21 protein-coding genes are annotated in these 21,988 nt (G+C 40.1%); 7 read left to right on the top strand and 14 right to left on the bottom strand.

Features of this window, described 5'->3' with window-relative positions:
• Positions 1-2 precede the first annotated feature (2 nt).
• From HS960_RS11595 to HS960_RS11545, 11 genes are all read right to left on the bottom strand, one after another.
• The gene (locus HS960_RS11595; RefSeq protein ID WP_075991965.1) at positions 3-260 is read right to left on the bottom strand and encodes a phosphopantetheine-binding protein; all 258 of its coding nucleotides are present in this window, start codon (positions 258-260) and stop codon (positions 3-5) included.
• 3 nt (positions 261-263) lie between these two features.
• Positions 264-863 carry a beta-ketoacyl-[acyl-carrier-protein] synthase family protein gene (locus tag HS960_RS11590; protein ID WP_145328533.1) on the bottom strand — a complete coding sequence of 200 codons (600 nt, stop codon included), beginning with the start codon at positions 861-863 and terminating at the stop codon, positions 264-266.
• Positions 864-865: 2 nt separating this feature from the next.
• Positions 866-2,020 (bottom strand): beta-ketoacyl synthase N-terminal-like domain-containing protein, encoded by a 1,155-nt coding sequence (locus HS960_RS11585; protein ID WP_182332733.1) that lies wholly within the window; start codon positions 2,018-2,020, stop codon positions 866-868.
• Entirely contained in the window at positions 2,017-2,466 is a 450-nt protein-coding gene (locus tag HS960_RS11580; protein WP_182332731.1) for an acyl-CoA thioesterase, read from the bottom strand. The genes HS960_RS11585 and HS960_RS11580 overlap by 4 nt, the downstream gene beginning before the upstream one ends.
• Before the next feature lie 2 nt (positions 2,467-2,468).
• Entirely contained in the window at positions 2,469-2,909 is a 441-nt protein-coding gene (locus tag HS960_RS11575; protein ID WP_153847438.1) for a hypothetical protein, read from the bottom strand.
• Positions 2,910-3,064: 155 nt separating this feature from the next.
• Positions 3,065-3,946, bottom strand: a complete 882-nt coding sequence (locus HS960_RS11570) for an LpxL/LpxP family acyltransferase (protein ID WP_159728723.1) — start codon at positions 3,944-3,946, stop codon at positions 3,065-3,067.
• A 14-nt stretch (positions 3,947-3,960) separates the two neighbouring features.
• Positions 3,961-4,197 (bottom strand): acyl carrier protein, encoded by a 237-nt coding sequence (locus tag HS960_RS11565; protein ID WP_153847440.1) that lies wholly within the window; start codon positions 4,195-4,197, stop codon positions 3,961-3,963.
• A gap of 9 nt (positions 4,198-4,206) precedes the next feature.
• Positions 4,207-5,433 (bottom strand): beta-ketoacyl-[acyl-carrier-protein] synthase family protein, encoded by a 1,227-nt coding sequence (locus HS960_RS11560; RefSeq protein ID WP_159728719.1) that lies wholly within the window; start codon positions 5,431-5,433, stop codon positions 4,207-4,209.
• Between the two features lie 4 nt (positions 5,434-5,437).
• Positions 5,438-6,169 (bottom strand): 3-oxoacyl-ACP reductase FabG, encoded by a 732-nt coding sequence (gene fabG / locus HS960_RS11555; RefSeq protein WP_153847442.1) that lies wholly within the window; start codon positions 6,167-6,169, stop codon positions 5,438-5,440.
• Between the two features lie 15 nt (positions 6,170-6,184).
• Positions 6,185-7,300 carry a WG repeat-containing protein gene (locus HS960_RS11550; RefSeq protein ID WP_153847443.1) on the bottom strand — a complete coding sequence of 372 codons (1,116 nt, stop codon included), beginning with the start codon at positions 7,298-7,300 and terminating at the stop codon, positions 6,185-6,187.
• Complete coding sequence (locus HS960_RS11545; protein WP_182332729.1) at positions 7,293-8,822, bottom strand: HAL/PAL/TAL family ammonia-lyase; 1,530 nt, start codon at positions 8,820-8,822, stop codon at positions 7,293-7,295. The genes HS960_RS11550 and HS960_RS11545 overlap by 8 nt, the downstream gene beginning before the upstream one ends.
• Before the next feature lie 127 nt (positions 8,823-8,949).
• Between HS960_RS11545 and HS960_RS11540 the strand changes: the two genes are divergently transcribed.
• Positions 8,950-10,194 (top strand): NAD(P)/FAD-dependent oxidoreductase, encoded by a 1,245-nt coding sequence (locus HS960_RS11540; protein WP_153847445.1) that lies wholly within the window; start codon positions 8,950-8,952, stop codon positions 10,192-10,194.
• On the opposite strand, the gene xerD is transcribed toward HS960_RS11540, so the two are convergent.
• Positions 10,195-11,097 carry a site-specific tyrosine recombinase XerD gene (gene xerD / locus HS960_RS11535; protein WP_153847446.1) on the bottom strand — a complete coding sequence of 301 codons (903 nt, stop codon included), beginning with the start codon at positions 11,095-11,097 and terminating at the stop codon, positions 10,195-10,197. It lies immediately after the preceding gene.
• 248 nt (positions 11,098-11,345) lie between these two features.
• Between xerD and HS960_RS11530 the strand changes: the two genes are divergently transcribed.
• The gene (locus HS960_RS11530) at positions 11,346-14,201 is read left to right on the top strand and encodes a M16 family metallopeptidase (protein WP_182332727.1); all 2,856 of its coding nucleotides are present in this window, start codon (positions 11,346-11,348) and stop codon (positions 14,199-14,201) included.
• Positions 14,202-14,336: 135 nt separating this feature from the next.
• On the opposite strand, the gene HS960_RS11525 is transcribed toward HS960_RS11530, so the two are convergent.
• On the bottom strand, positions 14,337-15,197 hold the full coding sequence (locus HS960_RS11525; RefSeq protein ID WP_028068906.1) for a sigma-70 family RNA polymerase sigma factor: 861 nt from the start codon (positions 15,195-15,197) through the stop codon (positions 14,337-14,339).
• Between the two features lie 390 nt (positions 15,198-15,587).
• On the opposite strand from HS960_RS11525, the gene HS960_RS11520 reads away from it, so the two are divergent.
• Positions 15,588-15,809: a helix-turn-helix domain-containing protein gene (locus HS960_RS11520; RefSeq protein WP_046675813.1), complete on the top strand. Its 222-nt coding sequence runs from the start codon at positions 15,588-15,590 to the stop codon at positions 15,807-15,809.
• Here HS960_RS11520 and fmt read toward each other — a convergent pair.
• Complete coding sequence (gene fmt / locus HS960_RS11515; protein ID WP_182332725.1) at positions 15,806-16,723, bottom strand: methionyl-tRNA formyltransferase; 918 nt, start codon at positions 16,721-16,723, stop codon at positions 15,806-15,808. The genes HS960_RS11520 and fmt overlap by 4 nt on opposite strands.
• Before the next feature lie 150 nt (positions 16,724-16,873).
• Here fmt and HS960_RS11510 point away from each other — a divergent pair, with 150 nt between their 5' ends.
• The 4 genes from HS960_RS11510 to HS960_RS11495 all read left to right on the top strand — a co-directional run bounded on the left by HS960_RS11510 (position 16,874) and on the right by HS960_RS11495 (position 21,931).
• Positions 16,874-18,091, top strand: coding sequence for an ABC transporter permease (locus tag HS960_RS11510; RefSeq protein ID WP_159728707.1), 1,218 nt, complete (start codon positions 16,874-16,876; stop codon positions 18,089-18,091).
• A 115-nt stretch (positions 18,092-18,206) separates the two neighbouring features.
• The gene (locus HS960_RS11505; RefSeq protein WP_153847450.1) at positions 18,207-20,330 is read left to right on the top strand and encodes a cation:proton antiporter; all 2,124 of its coding nucleotides are present in this window, start codon (positions 18,207-18,209) and stop codon (positions 20,328-20,330) included.
• Positions 20,331-20,355: 25 nt separating this feature from the next.
• The gene (gene icd, locus HS960_RS11500) at positions 20,356-21,618 is read left to right on the top strand and encodes an NADP-dependent isocitrate dehydrogenase (RefSeq protein WP_153847451.1); all 1,263 of its coding nucleotides are present in this window, start codon (positions 20,356-20,358) and stop codon (positions 21,616-21,618) included.
• Positions 21,619-21,673: 55 nt separating this feature from the next.
• On the top strand, positions 21,674-21,931 hold the full coding sequence (locus tag HS960_RS11495) for a hypothetical protein (RefSeq protein WP_153847452.1): 258 nt from the start codon (positions 21,674-21,676) through the stop codon (positions 21,929-21,931).
• Positions 21,932-21,988 lie beyond the last annotated feature (57 nt).

The raw sequence follows: 21,988 nt of genomic DNA, 5'->3' as shown, positions 1-21,988 counted from the left end.
TTTTATTTCGTTCTATTTTCTGAAATATAGGTTGCCAATGTTTCAATGGATTGAAAAATAGTCTTTCCGATTTTTGGATCAGTAACTTTAATACCATAATCCTTATCCAATAAAACAGTCAGCTCCAATGCATCAATAGAGTCTAGTCCTAGGCCATCTCCAAATAATGGCGCCTGATCTTCAATTTCATCTACAGTGACTTCTTCTAAGTTTAAGGCTTCAATGATTTTCGTTTTTAATTCCGATTTCAACTCTTCCATTCTTTATTGTGTTAGTTGTCTTACGACATTTAAATTATGTGCTACAATGCCTGTTTTTTCCACAAGATACAAAACCAATTTATAGTTTCCTTCCATATAATCGACCCAACCGCATAGTACCTTTTCCACTCTGCTGGAATTTAAGAGGTAATTGCAGTAATTTACTGCAAGTTGACTGTCGAATTGCGCTGAAACAAAAAAGATATTTTCCGTTTGCAGGTTATGCCTAATCGCAATTTCACCCATACAGACATTGGGCAGGGTATATACAAATATAGCAGGACTGGGATAGTACTGCTCCTTGTCTGCGATGGTATTTAGGTGCTTTAAGTCGGTATCAAGGCTACTGTGCCTATTCGACAAGACAATGCCGATATTCTTTGTTTTTTCCTCTTTCAATAGTAATTCAGCTCCTAGCCAAGCTAATTTGCTGAGGTTATCCATCTTGAAAAACTTCGGGTAAGTCGTTTCTAGTGAATAGTAAAATGCTTTTGAAAAAGTAGCAAAATCTGAGGATATTGCTGCTGAAATCTGTTCACCATTAACATATACGCCTTGTGTATCGATGCGGCAATGCCTGCTGATTTGATAGTGTTGTTCCATGCTTATCGTAAATCCCTTTCAAATAATACGGCTGTATTTGTGCCAGCAAATCCCGATGCTGTTTTTAAGCAGCGAATAAGAGGTTGGGGTTGTTCCAATAGTTCAGTGACAACCGCTAGAGGTAATGAAGTGCCTTGTTTTTGATAGCCTAAACTGGGGAGTAGTAAATTATTTCGTAAGCATTCCAAGGAAATAATACTCTCGATGAGCCCAGCGGTTCCCAAGGTATGACCGAAGTACCCTTTTAAGCTATTGATCGGTTTAGTGGCTAATCCGGAATGATGTATGGCCATAGCTTCCATTTCATCGTTGTAAATTGTAGCTGTTCCATGTGCACAAATAAAATCAACAGATTTTGGCTCTAATTTGGCTTCGGCCAATGCAGATGCGATGCTAAGTCTCAGTCCTTCGCCTGTACGCGATGGTCCTGAAATGTGATTTGCGTCGTTGATTGAGGCTTCGCCGGCGATAAAAAATTCTTGATCTGTTAATTGTTGGCCGGTGACATGAATTGCTGCCGCTGCTTCGCCGAGATTTAGGCCCTGTCTAAACTCGTCATAGGGTTTACATACTGTGTTACTTAGGGCCTGAAAAGACTTAAATCCTGAAACGACAAATTCACTGACCAGGTCTCCAGCAACGATAATGGCATCTTTACAATAATCCATCTGTATAAGTCGTTTAGCGGTCGAGATGGCCTGTAGACCCGATACACAGGCATTGCTAATGATTATCGGAGGCCGTTTGAAATCAAAAAAATCGGCTATTTTTTGAGCGAGTACCGGTAGGCTTGCTGCAACAATATCGTTTGCTCCGCCTGCGCATTGCGCGATATTGCCCTTGGTTGTTGATACGATTAATTCAGTCTCTTGTGTAATAACAACTGCTTTGACAAGAGGTACTAATGCGGCTATCATGAGCTTTTCTAGTTTTGAGAATGCCGCATCGAAGGGGAGCTGTGTGTTCCGCAGCAACTTGTTTAAATGCTGATCCAATTGTTCTTCTTCAACAATAGCGGCGTAAATGTCTCCATGTAATTCAGCGAAGTCGGTCAACTTGATTCCTGATTTGCCGCTAACAAGGGCATTCCAGGTGTCTGTCAGATTATTACCTATGGGTGATACACAATTGTATGGGCCTAAATACACCTTTTTCATTTGCTGACAAAATCAAGCCGATTTTTCCATTGCTGAAAAAAGTCCGGCGTATACAATTGTAAGTTTCCTGAAGAATCTAAAAATACCTGGATCGTTTCACCTAGGCAGACAACCTGATTGTTGTCATTTAGGATGCGGTAACGATAAATAATCTTTGCTGCTTTGGTATCCAATAGGGATGTTTCAATACGTGCATTGTCACCATATTTTAATGGGAGTTTATGTTCGCAGGTACTCTTCACGATCGGTGTTGTATAACCATGGCCATGAATATCTAGATAGGTCATTCCGTGTTCCATGCCGAAAGATTCTCGGCCATCTTCAAAATAACTGATGTAATGGCCATGCCAAACTATCCCCAACGAATCGACTTCATTGAAACGTATACGTAAGGGGCTTGTCCAAGTAATCTGATTAACTTGTTCAGTTCGTTTATTTTTTGCCATAATCATGAAGAAGCTATTACACTTTTTATCTCAGCTTGAGCGATCTGTCGATCTCCTACAAAGCTTTCTACGGAAACGAGTGTAACCCCCATAAACTCTTGTAGAATCGTTGCTTTGGTCAGCAATTTTTCTCCGACCTGAGGGAAGGAATCTATTGAAATACTTTTTATTGTACCGAGATAACCTATAGGTGCAGTTTGTTGTTTAATATAAAAGCTATAGCCAGTATGTAAAGCAATGGATTGCGCCATGTGCTCAATAATACCCGCTTCCAATAATACACCATCTTCCACAAAAATATTATCTTCTTGAACAGTTAAACCTGCTGCCACTGTCTTTTCGGTGAAATCGTACAGGCAGTCAATCATAACCATCGGAGCACGATGAGGTAATAAATCCTGTAAAAATATGTTATCGACTATTGGAAATGGGGCAGCTGTCATTTGTCTAAAAAAGTTCCTCCAAAGGTACTAATTAAAAAATGAAATCATAGGTTTCAAGTAGCGCAAAATTGCTTTTGATCGGTTTTAGTACAGCGCCTCTGCTGTGTTGTTTTTTTGTTTCTTCAGATAAATAATGTAAACAGAACTGTGGATGTTTATTGGGAATAGTCCTTCCAGAAATCGTAGAAGTTAAACCACTGCATTGGATATTTTCTGATCATATAGGTTAGCGACTGACAATAGGTTTGTAGCAAGCCTTGAGCGTCACGGTGTTTCACTTCCACTTCGCGTGCATAGAGATGATAGTGGAGCTTAGGTTCTTTCATAACATAGACAAAAATAACAGGAACCCTGAGCCTGGAAGCGATTAAAAATGGACCAGCTGGGAATTGTGTGTTTTTGCCCAGTAAATCTGCCGAAAGAGTTTTTGTGCCTTCTAGATAACGATCACCTGTAAAGACAATTAGTTCATTGTTTGTAAGTGCTTCATTGATGGCAAATACGTGGGAGAGGTCTTCTTGGATAACGATGAATTTTACGGTCGATTTACGCGATACTTTTGCCAAGTATGATTTGATGGCTTGGTGTTCGCGGTCCGAAATAACCAGATTAATCTGATTCTCGATATTGATGTCTTCCAGGAAATAAGAGGCGATTTCAAAGTTACCAATATGTGCTGATAACAGGATACCACCGTTTTTTTTCTCCAAGGCGGATTTTAAAATCGCAATACCGTCAAATTCATAGCTGAATCTGTTGCGCATCCCCGCAGCTATGGCTGTTTTATCGATCAGGATTTGACCGAAAGTAAAGTAACTCCGGTAAAATCCAATGAGCGTTGAAGAAAGTGAATATTTTAGTCGATATCTTAGGTAAAAATAGATAGACCGGTTGCTACTCCAAGAAGTCAGGTAATAATAAAAAGCTACAAATACCAGCAGCAAATAAGCTGTACGGATTCCTAGCTTTTGAATACAGAATACAAAAATTCGATATCCTAAGACACTACCCTTCGATTGTCCTTTCCACTGACTCATTGGCAAACATTGACTTAGTTATGAGTTGTCTTGCGTTTGATGAGGTCATAAAAGTCTTGGAAGGTTTGGATGTTTGTGAAATCGGCCTCGACCAATTTGACACCAAAATTGGACTCAATGATAACGACAAGATCGACATAATCCAAACTGTCTAAATTTAATGTATCTTTTAAATTTAGATTCGGTTGGATTAAATCAACATCCACCTCAAACTCATCAACAAGTATTTCGTTAATCTTTTCAGAAATCATTTTTATAAGTTAATCGTTTATTTTTTTAATGACTAATGCAGAGTTAGTTCCCCCAAAGCCAAAAGAATTGGACAAATATAGGTCAAATTCTTTAAATACGGTTTGTTTAACGATATTTAATTTGGCTGAATGTTCGTCCGGATTTTCAAAATTAATGTTTGGTGCCATAAAACCATTTAACATCATGATGTTGGAATAGATGATCTCACTGGCGCCTGCCATCCAACATTCATGGCCTGTCATAGATTTTGTGGAGCTGACAAAAGGTTGGCTTTCACCGAATACCTGCAAAATAGCCTGTGCTTCATTGGTATCGCCTACAGGGGTGGATGTGGCATGTGCGTTGATGTAGGCAATATCGGAGGGTTTAACGCCAGCTTGTTTAATCGCTCGTTCCATGGCCAAGGCCGGTCCTTCGACATTTGGTGTAGAAATATGCCCCCCGTTGGATGAAAATCCATAACCTACGATTTCCGCTAGGATAGGGGCTCCTCTACGTACTGCGGATTCATAACTTTCTATAATTATTGTAGCGGCGCCGCCAGAAGGTACCAATCCGGACCGATCTTTGTCAAAGGGACGTGATACTGTTGTAGCTGGCAGGGTATCATTTCCAAAAACACCTAAACCGTCAAAACTTGCCATGGCATATTTATTGATTTCTTGCGCGCCACCACAGATAATCATATCTTGCATGCCACTTTTAATCAGGTTGAATCCAAGTCCCAATGAATGAGATCCGGAGGCACAGGCGGCGGATATCGTCATGTTAATGCCTTTTAAACGGAATATCGTGGAGAGATTCATGGTTACCGTGGAGTTCATTGATTTAAAAATCGCTCCGGAACCTATCAGGCTGGTATCCTTTTTCTCGCGTACAATATCAACAGCTTCAATAATGGCTTTGGACACCGAATCATTTCCATAGAGAATTCCAATTTCATGTTCATCGAGAAAAGTATCGTCAATGGCTGCATTTTTTAAGGCCTCCATAGTAGCCAAATATGCATACTCCGTTTCTTCGCCAATGGATATTCGCTGGCGGCGGTTCAATTCATGTTTTAAATTTGGTTGTGGAACTGCACCGGTTAATGCGGAACGAAATCCAAAAGTTTTTCGTTCTTCATCGAAGATAATCCCTGATTTCCCTTGTTGCAGAGAATCTTTTACTTCATCCAATGATGTTCCCAAGCAGGAATATATTCCCATCCCCGTGATCACTACTCTTTGCTCCATAGATTTACGAATAAATTCCTCCATTTATATTGATTACTTCCCCCGTAATATAGCTTGCTTTTGAAGAAGCCAAAAAGGTGACGAGATCTGCGACTTCCTCAGGTTCTCCAAATCTATTGGCCGGAATCAGTTTTTTTAGTTCCTTTTCGTCCATATCGGCAGTCATGTCACTATGAATAAATCCAGGTGCCACAGCATTGACCGTGATATTCCGTTTGGCAACCTCCTGAGCCAGCGCTTTAGTTGCACCTAGCAAAGCCGCTTTGGCCGCCGAATAGTTGGTTTGACCAGGTGTACCTTTTACACCGGATACTGAAATCATATTGATGATACGGCCATAACGCTGGCGTAACAGTTTCTGTATAAAAAATTGGGTAACATGATAGAATCCATTGACAGTTGTGTTGATTACCGAGGACCAATCTTCTGCTGGCATCCACATAAACAAGCCATCTTTGGCTATACCGGCATTGTTGACGATAACCTCAAGCTGAGCTTCGGGATGGCTCGATTCCCAGGTAGATAAGGCCTTGTCGACTGCGGATTTATCTGCGACGTCGAATTTTAGGAGCGAAGCACTACCGCTGTTTGCTTCTATAGCAGCAAGTGTTTCTAATGCTGCAGTTTCATTATGCTGAAAGTTGATCAACACATGATAGCCCAATTCTTGAGCCAGTTTAAGACAAATTGCCCTGCCAATTCCCCTTGATCCTCCTGTAACTAAAGCGCATTTCATCCTACAATATGTATATTAATTTTGAAATAATTCTGCATTATCAAACCATTTGTTTCCTAAAAGGTTTCCTTTGGTATCAATAAATCCCCATTTGCCATTGAGTTTAACTCGCGCTAAACCATCGATAAATCCCTTCTCCTGTTTCTTAAACGTAAGCGCCGCAGTAATCTCATACTGAAAGGGGATGACAACTTTGGCATCTCTATCGATAAAGCCCCATTTGCCTTCTTTTACAGCAGCGAGACCTTCGGGAGAAAAGGAAAGGGCATCCTGATAGGCAGTAGGGATGACCATTTTACCTGTAGTATCAATATATCCCCATTTCCCGTTTAATTTCACGGGGGCTAGGCCTTCCTGAAAATTTCGCGCATCATCATAAGTTGCGGGTATCACCCATTTGCCATCCGATGCCATAAAACCGACTTTATTTCCTTGCTGAACAAGGATGAAGTCCGAGTTTTCGATATGTTCGATTTTCGAAATACCGGGGAGGGCAATTTCTTTTTGACCAGATACGAGAAACCAGTTGTTCTGTTTTTTTGCCCATACCAATCCAACATTAAAATCGCCGATATCATCATAATTTGGAGCGACGACCTCTTTTCCCTGGTTGTCAATGACACCCCATTTTTTATTTTTGGCGACTTTAGCGTAGCCATCCTTAAATGGGCGGATGACATCATAAGTTGGTGGAAGCACAACCTCTTGTTTGTTGTTGATGAGACCGACTAAATTGGTCGCATCACGATAAAAAGCAACACCATCATTGAATTCATAAACCCGCTTGCTAGAGATCGACTTCAATTCCTGCCCGAGAGAATCGATGTAAAGCCAACCGCTTGCAGATTTCACCATCGCCATTCCTTGACTGAAGGATTTGGCATTGACGTATTGAGGTTGAATAATATAATTCGCATCTTTATCTACAAATCCCCATCTGCTGCCATCATAAACAGCAATCTTTCCTTCGGATTGATCTTGAGCATTTTTGAATTGAGGTGTAATCTGAAACGATCCATCTTTATTGATAAATCCGACAAGTCCCTTTTCTTGTACCCGCGCCAATTGTTGCGCAGATGCGAAGCTGCATGATAGTATAAATAATCCGCCGAATGCGAGCCTTTTAATCATGATTTTTATTGATTAAGTATTCTTTTACTTTTTTAATAATCGGATACATCACTTGATCCTCGGCAAAGGCCGGAAACAAATTACGCAGGTCCGTATACCAAGATAGTGTTTCTTTGGCTAACTTTTCCTGACAACTTAAATGGTCAATTGCCTGTGCTAAAGTAATAAATTCTATCGCCAGCACTTCAAAGGAATTTTCGATGACCTGACTGCATGATATTGCTGCATTTGTACCCATGCTCACAATATCTTGGTTGTCATTATTGTTGGGAATGCTATGGATGTAGAGCGAAGTGCTTAGCGCTTGGGATTCCGCTGTTGTGGAAGTTGCCGTAAATTGGACACCCTGCATGCCAAAATTTAGCCCTAATGTGCCTAAATTTACGAAAGGCGGGAAAATCTCATTGATCTTGCTGTTGAGTAGATAATTCAATTGTCTTTCCGCAAGCATTGTCATCTTGGTCATAACCAATTTAAGTTTATCCATTTCCAGTGAAATATAGTCGCCATGAAAATTGCCGCCATGATACACATGTTGATCGTTTAGATCAATGATGGGATTGTCGTTGGCTGAATTTAGTTCATGCTCAAGCACGGTGCCCACATTGTTAATGGTATCCGAAACCGGACCCAATATTTGCGGAACACAACGGACGGAATAATATTCCTGTACTTTGTCTTTGAAAATATCCTCTTGATTTTCACCGGTATATAGGTGCTCCTCGCGTTTTCGAATCAACTTACTGCTTGCAAGGTGACTGCGCATCTTTTTGGCAATAGCTTGTTGTCCAGGATGCTTTTTGCTTTGATTTAACGCTTCCGAAAAATGATCGTCATAAGCTTGAACGATTTCATTGATTGCACAGGCTGCTTTGATGGACCAAGATAAGGCCTTTTGCGCATGGTTCCAGTTTAGTATCCCTATCCCTGTCATGACCGAAGTCCCATTGATCAGTGCCAAGCCTTCACGTAGAACAATCTGAATAGGGGCCAGGCCTTCGGCATCAAAAGCCTGCTTGGTTGGAATTCGTTCGTTTTTATACATCACTTCACCCTCACCAATTAATACGAGGGCCAAATGTGCGAGCTGTACGAGATCACCACTGGCACCGACACCACCGTGTGCAAAAATAACTGGATAAATATCGCGGTTGATCAATTCTCTCATCAAAGCAATGGTGGATTTATGGACTCCTGAATAACCGAGAGTTAATGTATTTAAGCGTGCTAAAATCGTGCTTTTTACCTGAAGCGGATCGAGAAGTCGTCCTGTTCCTGAGGCGTGGCTGCGAATTAGGTTGTATTGAAGTTTAGTGCGGTCTTCGTCTTTAATCCGATATTGAGCCATGGGGCCAAAACCGGTATTGACACCATAAATTACTTTGTTTTCAGCAAATTTCTGAAGAAAATTGTGGCTAGCATCTACTTTTCCCCAAATATCGTCATCGATATCCAATTTTTCGTTTCCGTAGGTTATTTGGATAAACTGTTTTAAATCTAAATGGTTGGTGAGTAAGCTCATGATTTATGGGGTAGCAATTTTGAAAAACTCTCGAAATTGTTTTTTTTATTTTATTTTTTGTGAATAGATTTGGCAATTATTAATCAGGCACGAAATTAATATTTTTTTCTTTTAATCAAAGCGTATAATGAACGTTGAACAGGTTGACATTTTGATCATCGGGGCGGGACCTTCCGGTTCGGTTGCTGCTGGGTATTTACAAAAACAGGGTGCAAGGGTAAAGGTTGTCGAAAAAAGCCAGTTTCCGAGAATCGTGGTAGGAGAGAGTCTGATACCGCGCGTGATGGATCATTTTGATGAAGCCGGGCTGTTTGATGCGTTGGATGCACAAGGTTTCGAAAAGAAATTTGGAGCGCGGTTTATACGCGGGAAAGAAGTCTGTATTTTCGATTTTTCAGATAAATTTTCCGAAGGTTGGGATTGGACCTGGCAGATTCCGAGAGCTGATTTTGATCAGGAAATGGCGAATGAGCTTATGCGTAAAGGGGTAGATCTTTCCTTCGGTACAGAAGTAACTGACGTACAATTTGATGGTGCAAAATCGATCACTACGGTATGCGATAGCCAAGGTGTTGAAACAAAAATAGAGGCAAACTTTCTGATAGATTGTTCAGGTTATGGTCGCGTTTTGCCTCGCATGCTAAATTTGGACCAACCCTCACGTTTAAGCCCTCATTCGGCGATATTCAGCCATGTCAATGACGTTAATCGACCGCTAGGGCAAGAAGGTAGTCTGATTTCTTTTGATATATTGGAAACGCAGGTTTGGTTGTGGGTAATTCCATTTTCCAATGGCAATACTTCTGTTGGAATTGTGGGGCCAACTTCGTTCATCGAAAGCCTGGGCGAAGATACCACTACAGCACTAAATAGGGCTATTCAGCTGTCCGATTACTATGTCAAGCGGTTTGGTAATGTCCCTTTTGTTTTTGAACCCCGTAAATTGAGTAATTATTCTACCGCGGTGAGCAAAATGTATGGGCCAGGGTATGCCCTGACCGGTAATAGTTCCGAATTCCTGGACCCTGTTTTTTCTTCCGGTGTGTGTTTCGCTACAGAATCTGGTATTTTGGCAGCGAAGTTAGCTTTAAGGCAGATCGAGGGTGAAACAGTGGATTGGCAGTCAGAATTTGAAGACTATATGAAAGATGGGATTGCAGTTTTTACAACATATATACAGGAATGGTATACAGGCAATCTGCAGGAGTTATTTTATCATCAACCCGAAAACCCGGAGGTGAAACGTAGCATTTGTGCAATATTAGCGGGATACGTGTGGGATAAAAACAATCCATTCGTTTTGAAACACGATCGTGTGGTGAAAAATTTGGCGCATCTTATCCGAATGTCCAAGCAGGAAAAATCGATATAGTTAAGATCTGGGGTGATATTGCGTAATAATGGAATGAAGGTAGTCCCTATCGATGTGTGTGTATATTTCGGTCGTGGTAATACTTTCATGACCGAGCATATCTTGTACAGCTCTTAAGTCGGCACCACCTTCCACCAGGTGTGATGCAAAGCTATGTCTAAAGGTATGTGGGCTGATGGTTTTTTGTAAGCCGATTTTTGAGGCAAGTTCCTTAATGATCAAGAAGATCATAACCCGCGATAATGCGGCGCCTCTTCTGTTGAGGAATACAATATCTTCATTTCCGCCCTTAATTTTGATATGTGGTCTGACCGTTTCTAAGTAGATGCGAAGGTGTTTAATGGCGTGTTGGCCAATTGGAATTAGGCGTTCTTTGCTTCCCTTGCCCTCAACTTTGATAAATTCTACATCTAAAAAAAGGTTTGATATTTTGAGGGTGACAAGTTCGGAAACACGGAGGCCACATCCGTATAAGATTTCGATGATCGTTTTATTACGTTCACCTTCGGGTGAAGTAAGATCGATTGCCGAGATTAATTGATCGATTTCATGTATACTCAAAACGCTGGGCAGCTTGCGTGCCAAGCGTGGCGCCTGAAGGAGATCGGTCGGATTGTTGACGAATTCATGCTCGATCATCAAAAAGCTAAAGAAAGTCTTAAGGCCAGATATCAACCTGGATTGTGTGAAGGGCGAAATATTAAATTCCTGCAACCAAGCCAAAAACTCCTGTATATTCTTTCTCGTTACGGTATTTAAAACCAAATGATTGTCTTCACAGTAGATCTGAAATTTGGATACATCATTTAAGTAAGCATCAATTGAATTAATGCTCAAGCCTCTTTCGAACTTTAAGAATTGTTCGAATTCCTTTTTTATATCACTCCAGTTTTCAAAATCCATTTGCAACAAAATTACAATTAACTGTTGTTCTTTTCGAAAGTTATTCTGTATTTTTAGGTGAAATTTTACAGATTATAAGTAACACAAAGAGATGTTCCCTAATGGAGGTACCCGATTCCTCCTTGGATAATGAAAAAAGTATTGATCTGTATTTTACTATTTATCGGGACAATTGATCTCCAGTTCCGTTTACCCTAATATAAAACAATTAGCAAAAATAACTGACTAAAAAAAAGATATTTTTTTGTATGAAATTCATTAAACCACTCGCATTAGCTTTTCTGTTACCGGCTACATTCTATATAGCAGAAGCAAAAAAGCCAACCACGTTAACCGCGGAAGCACGAGCGATTCTATCCCAAGATAGTTTGGCCCTGAATCAAAAATTACCCTTGGACAACGAAGTCATCACGGGGAAGCTGAAAAATGGATTTACATACTTCATTCGTAAAAATAGCGAGCCTAAAGGTCGTGTTACCATGTATTTGGGCATGAAGGCCGGCTCTATTCTGGAAAATGAAAAACAGCTTGGTTTGGCACATTTTTTAGAGCATATGAACTTCAATGGCCTGAAGCATTTTCCAAAGAATGAATTGGTTAACTATCTCCAGAAAGCGGGCGTTCGATTTGGCTCGGATCTCAATGCCTATACCAGCTTCGATCAGACAGTTTATCAGCTACCAATTCCTTCTGACGATCCTGAACTTTTAAAAAATGGTTTGCAGGTGATGCGCGACTGGGTTCAGGATGCTTTGTTGGATGGCGAAGAAATTGATAAAGAGCGGGGCGTTATCCTCGAAGAAAAACGTGGTGGAAGAGGAGTACAGCAGCGTTTACAGGATCAATACTTTCCGATGTTGCTCAATGGCTCCCTTTACTCCAAACGTTTGCCTATCGGAACTGAACAGATACTGAAGACATTTCCTTATACAGAAATACGCAAATTCCACCAGGACTGGTATCGCCCAGATTTACAGGCTCTAATCATCGTTGGGGATATTGATCCTAAGGAAATGGAAGAAAGGGTGAAAGTTTTGTTTTCCGATATGAAAATGCCCAAAAAAGCATTGGAGCGTAAAAAATATCGTGTTGATTTGTTAAACAAGAACCAGTTCTTGGCAATTTCAGATCCGGAACTGCCTTATACCGTCGCGCAGATTTTGATCAAAAGTGAAAAAGAAAAAGTTTCCACCGTAGGAGATTACAGAAACGAGCTGTTGAAGAGTGTTTTCAATCAGATGATCGCAGGTCGTTTTTCTGAATTGATGCAGCAACCGAACCCTCCTTTTATGCAGGCAGGTGGAAGTATCAGCGATTTTGTTGCTAACCTCAATACTTTTTCATTGCTGGTGGTCCCAAAACCGGGCGAGTTAGAATCCGGATTTAAAGCGATGCTAACAGAATTTGAGCGCATTCAAAAATACGGTTTTACACAGACGGAGTTGGATCGTGCCATCGCAGATATGAAAAAAGGTAACGAGATGTCTTTTATCGAACGTGATAAAAAGAAATCGGATAGTTACGTCAATCGTTATCTAAATTATTTTATTGATGATGAACCAGCTTTAAGTAATGAAAACGCTTATCGTTTGACTAAACAGCTGTTACCAACGTTGAAGCTGTCAGAAGTAAATGGCTTGGTAAAAAAATATTATACTGATCTGAACCGCGATGTTCTGGTTATGGGGCCAGAGAAGGATAAGGCCAGTTTACCGGCTGAGTCTACCGTAATGAGCTGGGTAAAAGCAGTTGAAGAGACTCCTGTGACAGCTTATGAAGATAAAGTTTCCAATCTTCCCTTGCTTTCAAAAGAACCGGTGAAAGGCGCTGTTGTATCGTCAAGAAATATTGACGCCGTTCAAGCGAAAGAATTGACCTTAAGCAATGGCGTTAAAGTGATCTTAAAGCCTACGGACTTTAAAAATGATGAGATACAGATTATGGCGTATAGTCCAGGTGGAACATCAGGCTATAACGATGCAGATTACTTTTCGGCCTCCAATGCATCCTCTTTAATTGATGCAAGCGGCGTTGGACAAATGAACAACGTTGAGCTTACGAAGTATCTTTCGGGAAAAGATGTTTCCATCTCTCCGTACATTTCTGAACGTTACGAAGGTATCTCAGGTAGCACAGATAAAGAAGGATTGAAGAATGCTTTTGAATTGATTTATGGTTATTTTACGGAACCTCGATTGGACGAGGATATTTTCCAGAGTACCATGACCCGGGCAAAAGGATCTTTGGAAAATAGATTGAGCAATCCAAATAATGTATTCTCGGATAAAGTGAAAGAAGTGCTTTATGGCAACAATGTCCGTCGGCAAAACCCAACAGTAGAAACGATCAATAAAATTGATCGGGAGCGTGCTTTGGCAATTTACAAAGAACGATTTGCGGATGCTTCGGATTTTGTGTTTACAATTGTGGGTTCATTTGACGAGAATCAGATCAAGCCTTATTTAGAAACCTATCTTGCCTCATTGCCGGCCCTTAAAAGAGGGGAGAGCTATAAGGATTTAAATATTCTGGAGCCGAGCAAGGGAGAGCGCGTGGTTGTTCATAAGGGAAAAGAAGAAAAGGCAAGTACGCAATTGGCCTACTATGGGGACTATACCTATAATGAAACTGAAAATGTTAATATGGAAGCCTTGGAGAGTGTTTTGACGATCAAATTGCTTGAAAGACTCCGTGAAAAAGAAGGTGGTGTTTATGGAGTGGGTGCTCGGGCTAGTTTTAGTAAGCTGCCAAAAGCGCGTTATGCTTTCTCCATTGGTTTTGGTTCCGCAGTAGATAAGGCTGATGCTTTAATCGCTTCAGCATTGGATGAGGTAAAAAAGATTCAGGAACAGGGCCCCGAAAATGGAGATATTGAGAAGTTCCTAGCAGAACAACAGCGACAAAATGAGTTAAATCTTCGTGAAAATGGCTATTGGCTGAATTACATATCAAGTTCATATCAGAATGATCTTGATCTTACGCGATATACACGAAGAATAGACAATTTGAAGAAGGTAACTTCAAAGTCGGTGCAGGACGTTGCCGGGAAATATTTGAAAAGAGATCGACTTTTTGAATTTATCTTGATGCCGGATTCTAAATAACAGGAGTCTTGGAAAATAGAAAAAGGGTTGCCTGCCCAGTAGGCAACCCTTTTTCTATTGGACAAAAAATTATGGACAAAAAAATCCCAACCATTTCTGATTGGGATTGCCAAAATGTCTAATAAGTATCTCTTGTTAACCCAAATAGGATTTTAAGATTTTGCTTCTTGAAGTGTGTCTCAAACGCTGAAGAGCTTTATCTTTGATCTGACGAACACGTTCACGTGTCAAATTGAATTTCTCTCCGATTTCCTCTAACGACAATTGGTGATTGGAACCTAAGCCAAAGAAAAGTACGATAATTTCACGTTCTCTTTCTGTCAATGTTGCCAAAGATCGTTTGATTTCTTCCGATAGAGATTCATCAATCAAAGAACTGTCTGTGTCTGGATCATGGTTCTCCAAAACGTCCAAAAGTGTGTTTTCTTCACCTTGAACAAAGGGAGCGTCCATAGATACGTGACGACCAGAGTTGCTTAGGGTATCCGAAACCTTGTCTACTGTGGTTTCAAGGATATCCGCCAATTCTTCTGGAGATGGTTCCCGTTCGTATTCTTGTTCTAGTTTTGAGAAAGCCTTACTGATTTTGCTCAATGAACCGACTTGGTTCAATGGCAGACGTACGATACGCGATTGTTCAGCAATTGCTTGAAGAATAGATTGGCGAATCCACCAAACGGCATAAGAAATGAATTTAAACCCCTTTGTCTCGTCAAAACGTTTAGCTGCTTTAATTAAGCCCAGGTTACCTTCATTGATTAAATCACCTAAGGTTAAACCTTGATTTTGATATTGTTTTGCTACTGATACTACGAAACGAAGGTTGGTTTTAGTCAATTTTTCCAAGGCAACTTGATCGCCTTCGCGGATACGCTGTGCTAATTCTACTTCTTCTTCTGCTGTAATTAAGTCTACTTTACCAATTTCGTGTAAGTATTTGTCCAAAGACTGTGACTCACGATTGGTGATAGATTGTGTAATTTTGAGCTGTCTCATTAATTTTTATTAATTCTCCTCTCTAAGAAATGTTTGCGAAAATACGAAAAATTTTTGAATTATTAATGGAAAATTGATTATCTAGCCACTCATATTTAATGAGTTAGGTTTTTTTGAGTTTCAATTTTTAATCATCAAAAACTATTCCATTTTAATATTTTTTTTCTTCTTATCTGTTGCTGTAATATTCAACTGTTTGATATTTAAAGTGCTAAAGGGTTTAAATTTTTTTTCTTATTCTAGACAATTTAACTCGGTAGTAGCTGATTTATTATGCAATATGCATTCCTCAAATTTATTTTAAAATGATAATTTTATGATAAAACAAAAAGATGGATCTTTTGTTTTATTAGTGACATTAAATAAATTTAAAAGAATAAAAATTATATTATGCCAATCTTAATTCACTTGGATAAAATAATGAAAGAGAAAAAAATGTCGCTTAACCAATTGAGTGACAATGTCGGAATTACCCTTTCCAATCTTTCAATCATCAAGAATCAAAAGGCGAAGGCATTGCGATTAGACACCCTTGAAGCGATATGCAAAGCGCTAGACTGTCAGCCTGGTGATCTGCTGCAATATTATGATGGTGGTGATGAAAAAGGCTAAAATCGATAACCTTTTAAAAAATCGACTACATTCATTCTTTTCTTCCCTTCGAGTTGAAGGTCAGAAATGACAATATAGCCGTCTTGCGCCGCAATTTTTAAGAAACTTTTCTTGTCAGTTTCTATGGTTCCCGGTATTGTAGCTGTATTGACAAGTTCTTTTTCTGTGCTATAGATTTTTAGGACCTTATCATTTAAGAGGGTAAATGCCGCTGGATAGGGGCTTAAACCGCGAATGAAGTTATACACTTGCGCAGTGGGCTGATCCCAGTTTATTTTACAGTCTTCTTTGAAAATTTTTGGAGCATGTTTGAGCGGCTCCGTTGTGAGAAGGACTTCCTGAGGTTTGGGCTGCAAGGTTCCATCCTTTAATTGCTGGATGGTTTGCAGGAGAGTTTCTGCTCCGGCCACCATGAGGTTATCGTGAAGATCACCGGCGTTGTCTGTTTCTTTGATAGCAACTTTTTTCGACAATAAGATGTTTCCTGTATCGATTTCGTGCTGTAGTAAAAATGTCGTTACGCCCGATTCTTTCTCTCCATTGATGATTGCATGATTTATCGGTGCTGCACCCCGGTACTGTGGAAGGAGTGAGGCGTGGACATTGATTGTTCCAAATTTAGGCATATTCCAGACGATCTCAGGAAGCATGCGGAATGCTACCACAACCTGTAGGTCCGCCTGAAAACTTTTCAGTTCATCTAAAAATGCCTCATCACGGAGTTTCACTGGTTGAAGAACTGGGATGTTATGTTGCGTAGCAAATATTTTCACAGCAGATTCATGTATTTTTTGTCCACGTCCTGCGGGTTTGTCCGGTACCGTAACCACAGCGACAACTTGTTCGCCAGACTGAATCAGTGCTTCAAGTGAAGCTACAGCAAAATCGGGAGTACCCATGAAAATAATACGCATAATACTTGTAATTTTTATAAAACCCTTTAAACCAGTACAGGGGCCTCCTCGTTGAATAGCCTACTGAAAAACGCCTAATTATTTGTCATTTCAGTTTTGTAAATAACAAATTTTTATAACTTTGCGAAGTTACATAAATATATTGAAAGCTTGAATTTTCCTTATTTTTTAGCAAATCGGATCGCATTTTCTGGAAAAAGAACGTTCTCAAAATTGATCGTTCGGGTGACTATTGGTGCAATTGCTCTTGCTATTGCAGCGATTATCATATCTATTGCGGTATTGCGCGGATTTAAGGGAGAGATTATCAGTAAGCAACGGAGCTTTTTTGCCGATGTATTGGTTTTACGTTACGACCTGAATAAGTCTTACGAAAATTCACCCATAACACTTACACCGGAGGTTCGTAAGTCCATATTGGCGATTCCCCAAGTCAACTCAATCAGTTCCTTTGCGACCAAGGCCGGGATTATTAATGTCAACAATGAAGTTGAAGGAGTGGTTCTCAAAGGTATCGATTCCTTGTATAATCAGCAGCCCTTTCAGCGTATGCTGGTGGAAGGGAGCATGATAGACTTTAAATCGGATAATGCGGATAATCAGATTTTGGTGTCCAAGTATCTCGCAGATCGACTGCTCCTAAAAGTCGGTGACGATTTTATTATGTATTTCGTGCAGGATCCTATACGTAAACGTAAATTTGTCATTAAGGGCATTTTTAATACAGGCTCCGAAGAATTAGATAAGGTCTATGTGATCGGGTCTCTCAATGTCATTCGTAAACTGAGTAACCTCGATGATCATGAAGTAGGGGGCTATGAGATTCGGATTAAAGATTTTAGTCAGCTCGAACAGACAACGAACAAGGTTGAAGATCTGTTGCCTATCGATATGCAGGCAATCAATATCAAGGATCAGGTCCCTGATATTTTTCAGTGGCTGGAATTGCTTGACATGAACACCAAAATCATTTTCATACTGATGACGGTCGTTGCTATTATCAATATGATCTCCGCCTTGCTGATCACCATTCTTGAGCGGACTTCAATGATCGGTATCTTAAAGGCGTTGGGGTATCACAATGCCGGGATTCGCCGCGTCTTCATGTACAGTGCCCTGTACCTCATCGGTCTGGGATTATTAATCGGTAATCTTATTGGCTTAGGTTTTTACTTTTTTCAAGATTTTACCCATTTCTTTAAATTGGATGAGAAGACCTACTATATCTCCTATGTGGCCGTTCAACTTCAATGGTCTGATGTGATTTTGGTCAATTTGGCTGTCGTGTTTATCGGAATGATCTCATTATTTATTCCGTCAATGCTAATTACCAAGATTAGTCCGATCAAAGCCATTTCTTTTAAGTAACACTACTTTTAGGCTTCGCTTTCTTGAAAAAATCGTATTTTTAGTGCTGTTAACTATTTTTCGAGCTGTATAGAAAAATAAGTATATACATATTACGGCTAGTATACAAGCACTTATGAATAAAACTTTTGAGCATATTTCCCACGCTTTCGAAGCGCCTTTACAAAATCCTGTACTTATATTTTCGCTGGTACTTTTTATTATCCTGTTATCACCGATCGTACTGCGACCGATAAAGGTTCCGGGTATTATTGGATTGATTATATCTGGTGTTATTATTGGACCACATGGACTCAACTGGTTGGAAAAAAACTCGGCTATCACACTGTTTTCAACAATAGGCCTGCTCTATATCATGTTTATTGCCGGTTTGGAGTTAGATATGAATGAGTTTAAAAAGACCAAGAATAAGAGTTTACTTTTTGGCTTTTTAACATTTATTGTTCCGATCAGTATTGGCTATCCTGTTTGTCATTTTTTACTGGGCTACGGCGTTTTACCGAGTTTGTTGATATCAAGCATGTTTGCTACCCATACGTTGGTTTCTTATCCCATCGTAAATAGCTATGGTATTTCTAAAATGGAGGCTGTTGCGATCACGATAGGTGGAACAATCCTGACGGATACGGCCGTGCTGATTATTCTTGCGGTGATTACCGGCGTTTCCCAGGGAAATATTGGCAATGAATTTTGGATTACCCTGACGATTTCCTTTGCTATTTTCCTGTTTATCATGTTTGGTGTTATTCCAAGGATTGCAAAATGGTTTTTTGAACGCTTGGGGAGTGAGAAGACGTCCAATTATATCTTCGTGCTCTCTGTCGTATTTTTTGCTGCATTTTTAGCGGAAATTGCCGGCCTTGAGCCTATTATTGGGGCTTTCGTTGCCGGTCTAGCCCTCAACAAACTGATACCACACTCTTCCGCTTTGATGAACCGAATTGAGTTTATCGGCAATGCGATTTTTATTCCTTTCTTCTTGATATCTGTGGGGATGATTGTCGATGTCAGCGTGATTTTGAAGGGGCCGCAGGCACTTATTATTGCTGGAACACTGACCGTTGTGGCTATCGTCGGTAAATATGTGGCCGCATGGTTGACGCAGCTCGTTTTTAAATATAGCCGTGGTCAGCGCAATCTGATATTTGGTTTAAGTAGTGCTCATGCTGCTGCAACACTAGCTGTAATCATGGTTGGACATAAGAACGGTATTATCGATGAGAATGTGCTTAATGGTACGATTCTGTTGATTTTGGTTACCTGTATTGTCGCTACAGTGGTTACCGGAAATGCCTCGCGTAAAGTGGTTATGGATGGTGAACAGGACGAAGAACATACAGATGTGGTGAAGGAAAAAGATGAAAACATCTTGATATCTATCGCTAACATGGATAATATGGAGCCTATTTTGGATTTTTCAACCTATATTAAAAGTAAGAAATGTTCCTATCCAGTCAATATCGTGTCCGTTGTGAAGGATAATGAGCAGGCTCAATTAAACATGTCAAAAGCACGGAAGAACCTGGATAACATGGTCAGGTATGCTTCGGGTAGTGAAACAAATGTTAATATCAGTGCTACAATAGATTTAAACATTGCTAGCGGGGTTGCACGGTCGGCAAAAGAAGTTTCTGCCAATTGTATTGTTTTGGGCTGGCCGAGTGCGGCCAATTTTATGGATAAGTTTGTTGGAGAAAAAACGGAAAGTATCTTAAACAGAACCTCGGCTAATGTGATGTTATGTCATTTTAAAAAACCTTTTATTTCTAATAAATCCATTGTCGTTTTTGCACCACCCATGTGCGAGGCAGAATTTGGGTTCGAGTATTGGCTGGAGAAGGTTGTTAAACTGGCGCAGGAGCTATCTGTTCCAGTAACATTTGTTGTCGATGAACGCTCTGCTGCCGCCATTAAAGAACATCTTGTTGAGCTGAAAAATTCTGTTCCTGTTACCTTTGAACATTACGATGCCTGGGACAATTTGCAGGGCCTTAAAGCGTTTAAGGAAGAAGATGCGATGTTTATTTTTGTTTCGGCCAGAAATGGAGAAGTTTCCTATCGTGATTCTCTGGATGGGGTAGCAAAGAAATTAGATCGTATTTATGCAAACGAAAATCTTGTTTTAGTGTTTCCTAGTAGAGTGGAAAATGCACACATCGATGAGTATGAAGATGTCGAAGCAGCTCCAATCTTTAGAAAAATTAGCAAAGAGATCGGAAATATGTTTAATAAGGGATAGTAATTGTCCGTTAAAATTGAAGGTTATGTCAAATAAGATTACAATGTCAAGTGAAGGAACTTTACAGGTTCCAGATTTTCCAACAATTCCTTTTATTATCGGCGACGGTATTGGTCCTGATCTTTGGCATGCGGCAGTGCGTGTTTTTGATCAAGCGGTGGAGAAAGCGTATGATGGAAAACGGAAAATAACATGGAAGGAGGTGCTGGCAGGTGAAAAAGCTTTTAACGAAACAGGCGAATGGCTACCAAAAGATACCCTAAATGTACTAAAAGAATACCTTGTTGGAATTAAAGGGCCACTAACCACGCCAGTAGGCGGCGGAATCCGTTCTTTGAATGTTGCTTTGCGTAAGGATTTGGATCTCTATGTATGTCAAAGGCCGACAAAATGGTTTGTGGGCGTACCTTCACCAGTCAAACATCCGGAATATGTGGATATGGTGATTTTTCGTGAAAATACGGAGGATATTTATGCTGGAATAGAGTTTCAGGCGGGAACAGTTGAAGCCAACAGGTTTCAGGATTTCTTGCATGACGAGCTTAATATTGATTATAATTTCTCGGCCACGACAGGAGTCGGTGTCAAGCTGGTTTCTGAGGAAGGGTCGAAAAGACTGGTCCGTGCGGCAATAGAACATGCTATTCATCACAATTTACCTTCAGTGACGATTGTTCACAAAGGAAATATCATGAAATTTACGGAGGGTGCTTTTAAGATTTGGGGGTATGAGGTTGCTGAAACGGAATTTGCTGACAAAACGTATACCTGGGGACAATGGGAGCGAACGAAAGCAGAAAAAGGTGCGGAGGTTGCCAACCAGGAACAAAAGGCGGCCTTGGATTCAGGTAAAATTTTGATTAAAGATATTATTGCCGACAATTTTTTACAGCAGATCTTACTTAATCCACGGGATTTTTCTGTTGTGGCAACTTTAAATCTGAACGGTGATTATATTTCTGATGCGCTGGCCGCAATGGTTGGCGGTATAGGGATCGCACCGGGAGCTAATATCAATTTTAAAACAGGGCATGCTGTTTTTGAAGCTACTCACGGTACAGCACCTCGTTTTGCAAATACCAATACCATGAATCCTTCGTCGGTTATTTTAAGCGGTGTTATGCTACTCGAATACCTTGGATGGACGGAAGCTGCGGCGGCAATTGTTAAGGCCTTGGGCGAAACCATAATTGCCAAGACCGTGACCGTAGATTTTTACAATTTGATGGATGATGCTACATTAGTCAAAACAAGTGAATTTGCCGATCGAATTATCGAAAAAATATAAGAATTTTATTTTCTGAGATATTAAGCAGAAATTTGAATAAAATTTCTGCTTTTTTATGGATTACAATCAGCTTCCTCTTTTTATAAGGGAATCGAATATTTTTACGGAAAACGAGAAAATTAAGTTGGCTCAGATCGAACGTTTACCCACTCCACATGAGGTAGATGATATAACTAGTCTCCCTGAAATTTACGAATTGCTAAATGCCTTTATTGGCGATCAATCCGCCCGTAATACCCATCTTCAACTTAAAGCTAAGGAGTATTTACAAGATAATCAGATAGATATGGCGTGGAAAGTGCTGCTTATTTGATGTTTTTTGCATTGAACTAGGTGTTTGTTGTGCGATCTTTTTATTGAAATCATTTAG

The sequence above is a fragment of the Sphingobacterium paramultivorum genome (genome assembly GCF_014109745.1).
Classification (GTDB): domain Bacteria; phylum Bacteroidota; class Bacteroidia; order Sphingobacteriales; family Sphingobacteriaceae; genus Sphingobacterium; species Sphingobacterium paramultivorum.
Note: the sequence above shows the minus strand (reverse complement) of the source record. Positions and strands in the feature narration are given on the sequence as shown.

Excerpts from the sequence above, each read along its gene's own strand:
- HS960_RS11560 (WP_159728719.1), bottom strand. The coding sequence starts at position 5,433 with ATGGAGCAAAGAGTAGTGATCACGGGGATGGGAATATATTCCTGCTTG.
- icd (WP_153847451.1), top strand. The coding sequence starts at position 20,356 with ATGTCAAATAAGATTACAATGTCAAGTGAAGGAACTTTACAGGTTCCA.
- HS960_RS11495 (WP_153847452.1), top strand. The coding sequence starts at position 21,674 with ATGGATTACAATCAGCTTCCTCTTTTTATAAGGGAATCGAATATTTTT.
- HS960_RS11505 (WP_153847450.1), top strand. The coding sequence starts at position 18,207 with ATGAATAAAACTTTTGAGCATATTTCCCACGCTTTCGAAGCGCCTTTA.
- HS960_RS11525 (WP_028068906.1), bottom strand. The coding sequence starts at position 15,197 with ATGAGACAGCTCAAAATTACACAATCTATCACCAATCGTGAGTCACAG.
- HS960_RS11580 (WP_182332731.1), bottom strand. The coding sequence starts at position 2,466 with ATGGCAAAAAATAAACGAACTGAACAAGTTAATCAGATTACTTGGACA.
- HS960_RS11570 (WP_159728723.1), bottom strand. The coding sequence starts at position 3,946 with ATGAGTCAGTGGAAAGGACAATCGAAGGGTAGTGTCTTAGGATATCGA.
- HS960_RS11520 (WP_046675813.1), top strand. The coding sequence starts at position 15,588 with ATGCCAATCTTAATTCACTTGGATAAAATAATGAAAGAGAAAAAAATG.
- HS960_RS11540 (WP_153847445.1), top strand. The coding sequence starts at position 8,950 with ATGAACGTTGAACAGGTTGACATTTTGATCATCGGGGCGGGACCTTCC.
- HS960_RS11550 (WP_153847443.1), bottom strand. The coding sequence starts at position 7,300 with ATGATTAAAAGGCTCGCATTCGGCGGATTATTTATACTATCATGCAGC.
- HS960_RS11595 (WP_075991965.1), bottom strand. The coding sequence starts at position 260 with ATGGAAGAGTTGAAATCGGAATTAAAAACGAAAATCATTGAAGCCTTA.
- fabG (WP_153847442.1), bottom strand. The coding sequence starts at position 6,169 with ATGAAATGCGCTTTAGTTACAGGAGGATCAAGGGGAATTGGCAGGGCA.
- fmt (WP_182332725.1), bottom strand. The coding sequence starts at position 16,723 with ATGCGTATTATTTTCATGGGTACTCCCGATTTTGCTGTAGCTTCACTT.
- HS960_RS11590 (WP_145328533.1), bottom strand. The coding sequence starts at position 863 with ATGGAACAACACTATCAAATCAGCAGGCATTGCCGCATCGATACACAA.
- HS960_RS11530 (WP_182332727.1), top strand. The coding sequence starts at position 11,346 with ATGAAATTCATTAAACCACTCGCATTAGCTTTTCTGTTACCGGCTACA.
- HS960_RS11565 (WP_153847440.1), bottom strand. The coding sequence starts at position 4,197 with ATGATTTCTGAAAAGATTAACGAAATACTTGTTGATGAGTTTGAGGTG.
- HS960_RS11585 (WP_182332733.1), bottom strand. The coding sequence starts at position 2,020 with ATGAAAAAGGTGTATTTAGGCCCATACAATTGTGTATCACCCATAGGT.
- xerD (WP_153847446.1), bottom strand. The coding sequence starts at position 11,097 with ATGGATTTTGAAAACTGGAGTGATATAAAAAAGGAATTCGAACAATTC.
- HS960_RS11575 (WP_153847438.1), bottom strand. The coding sequence starts at position 2,909 with ATGACAGCTGCCCCATTTCCAATAGTCGATAACATATTTTTACAGGAT.
- HS960_RS11545 (WP_182332729.1), bottom strand. The coding sequence starts at position 8,822 with ATGAGCTTACTCACCAACCATTTAGATTTAAAACAGTTTATCCAAATA.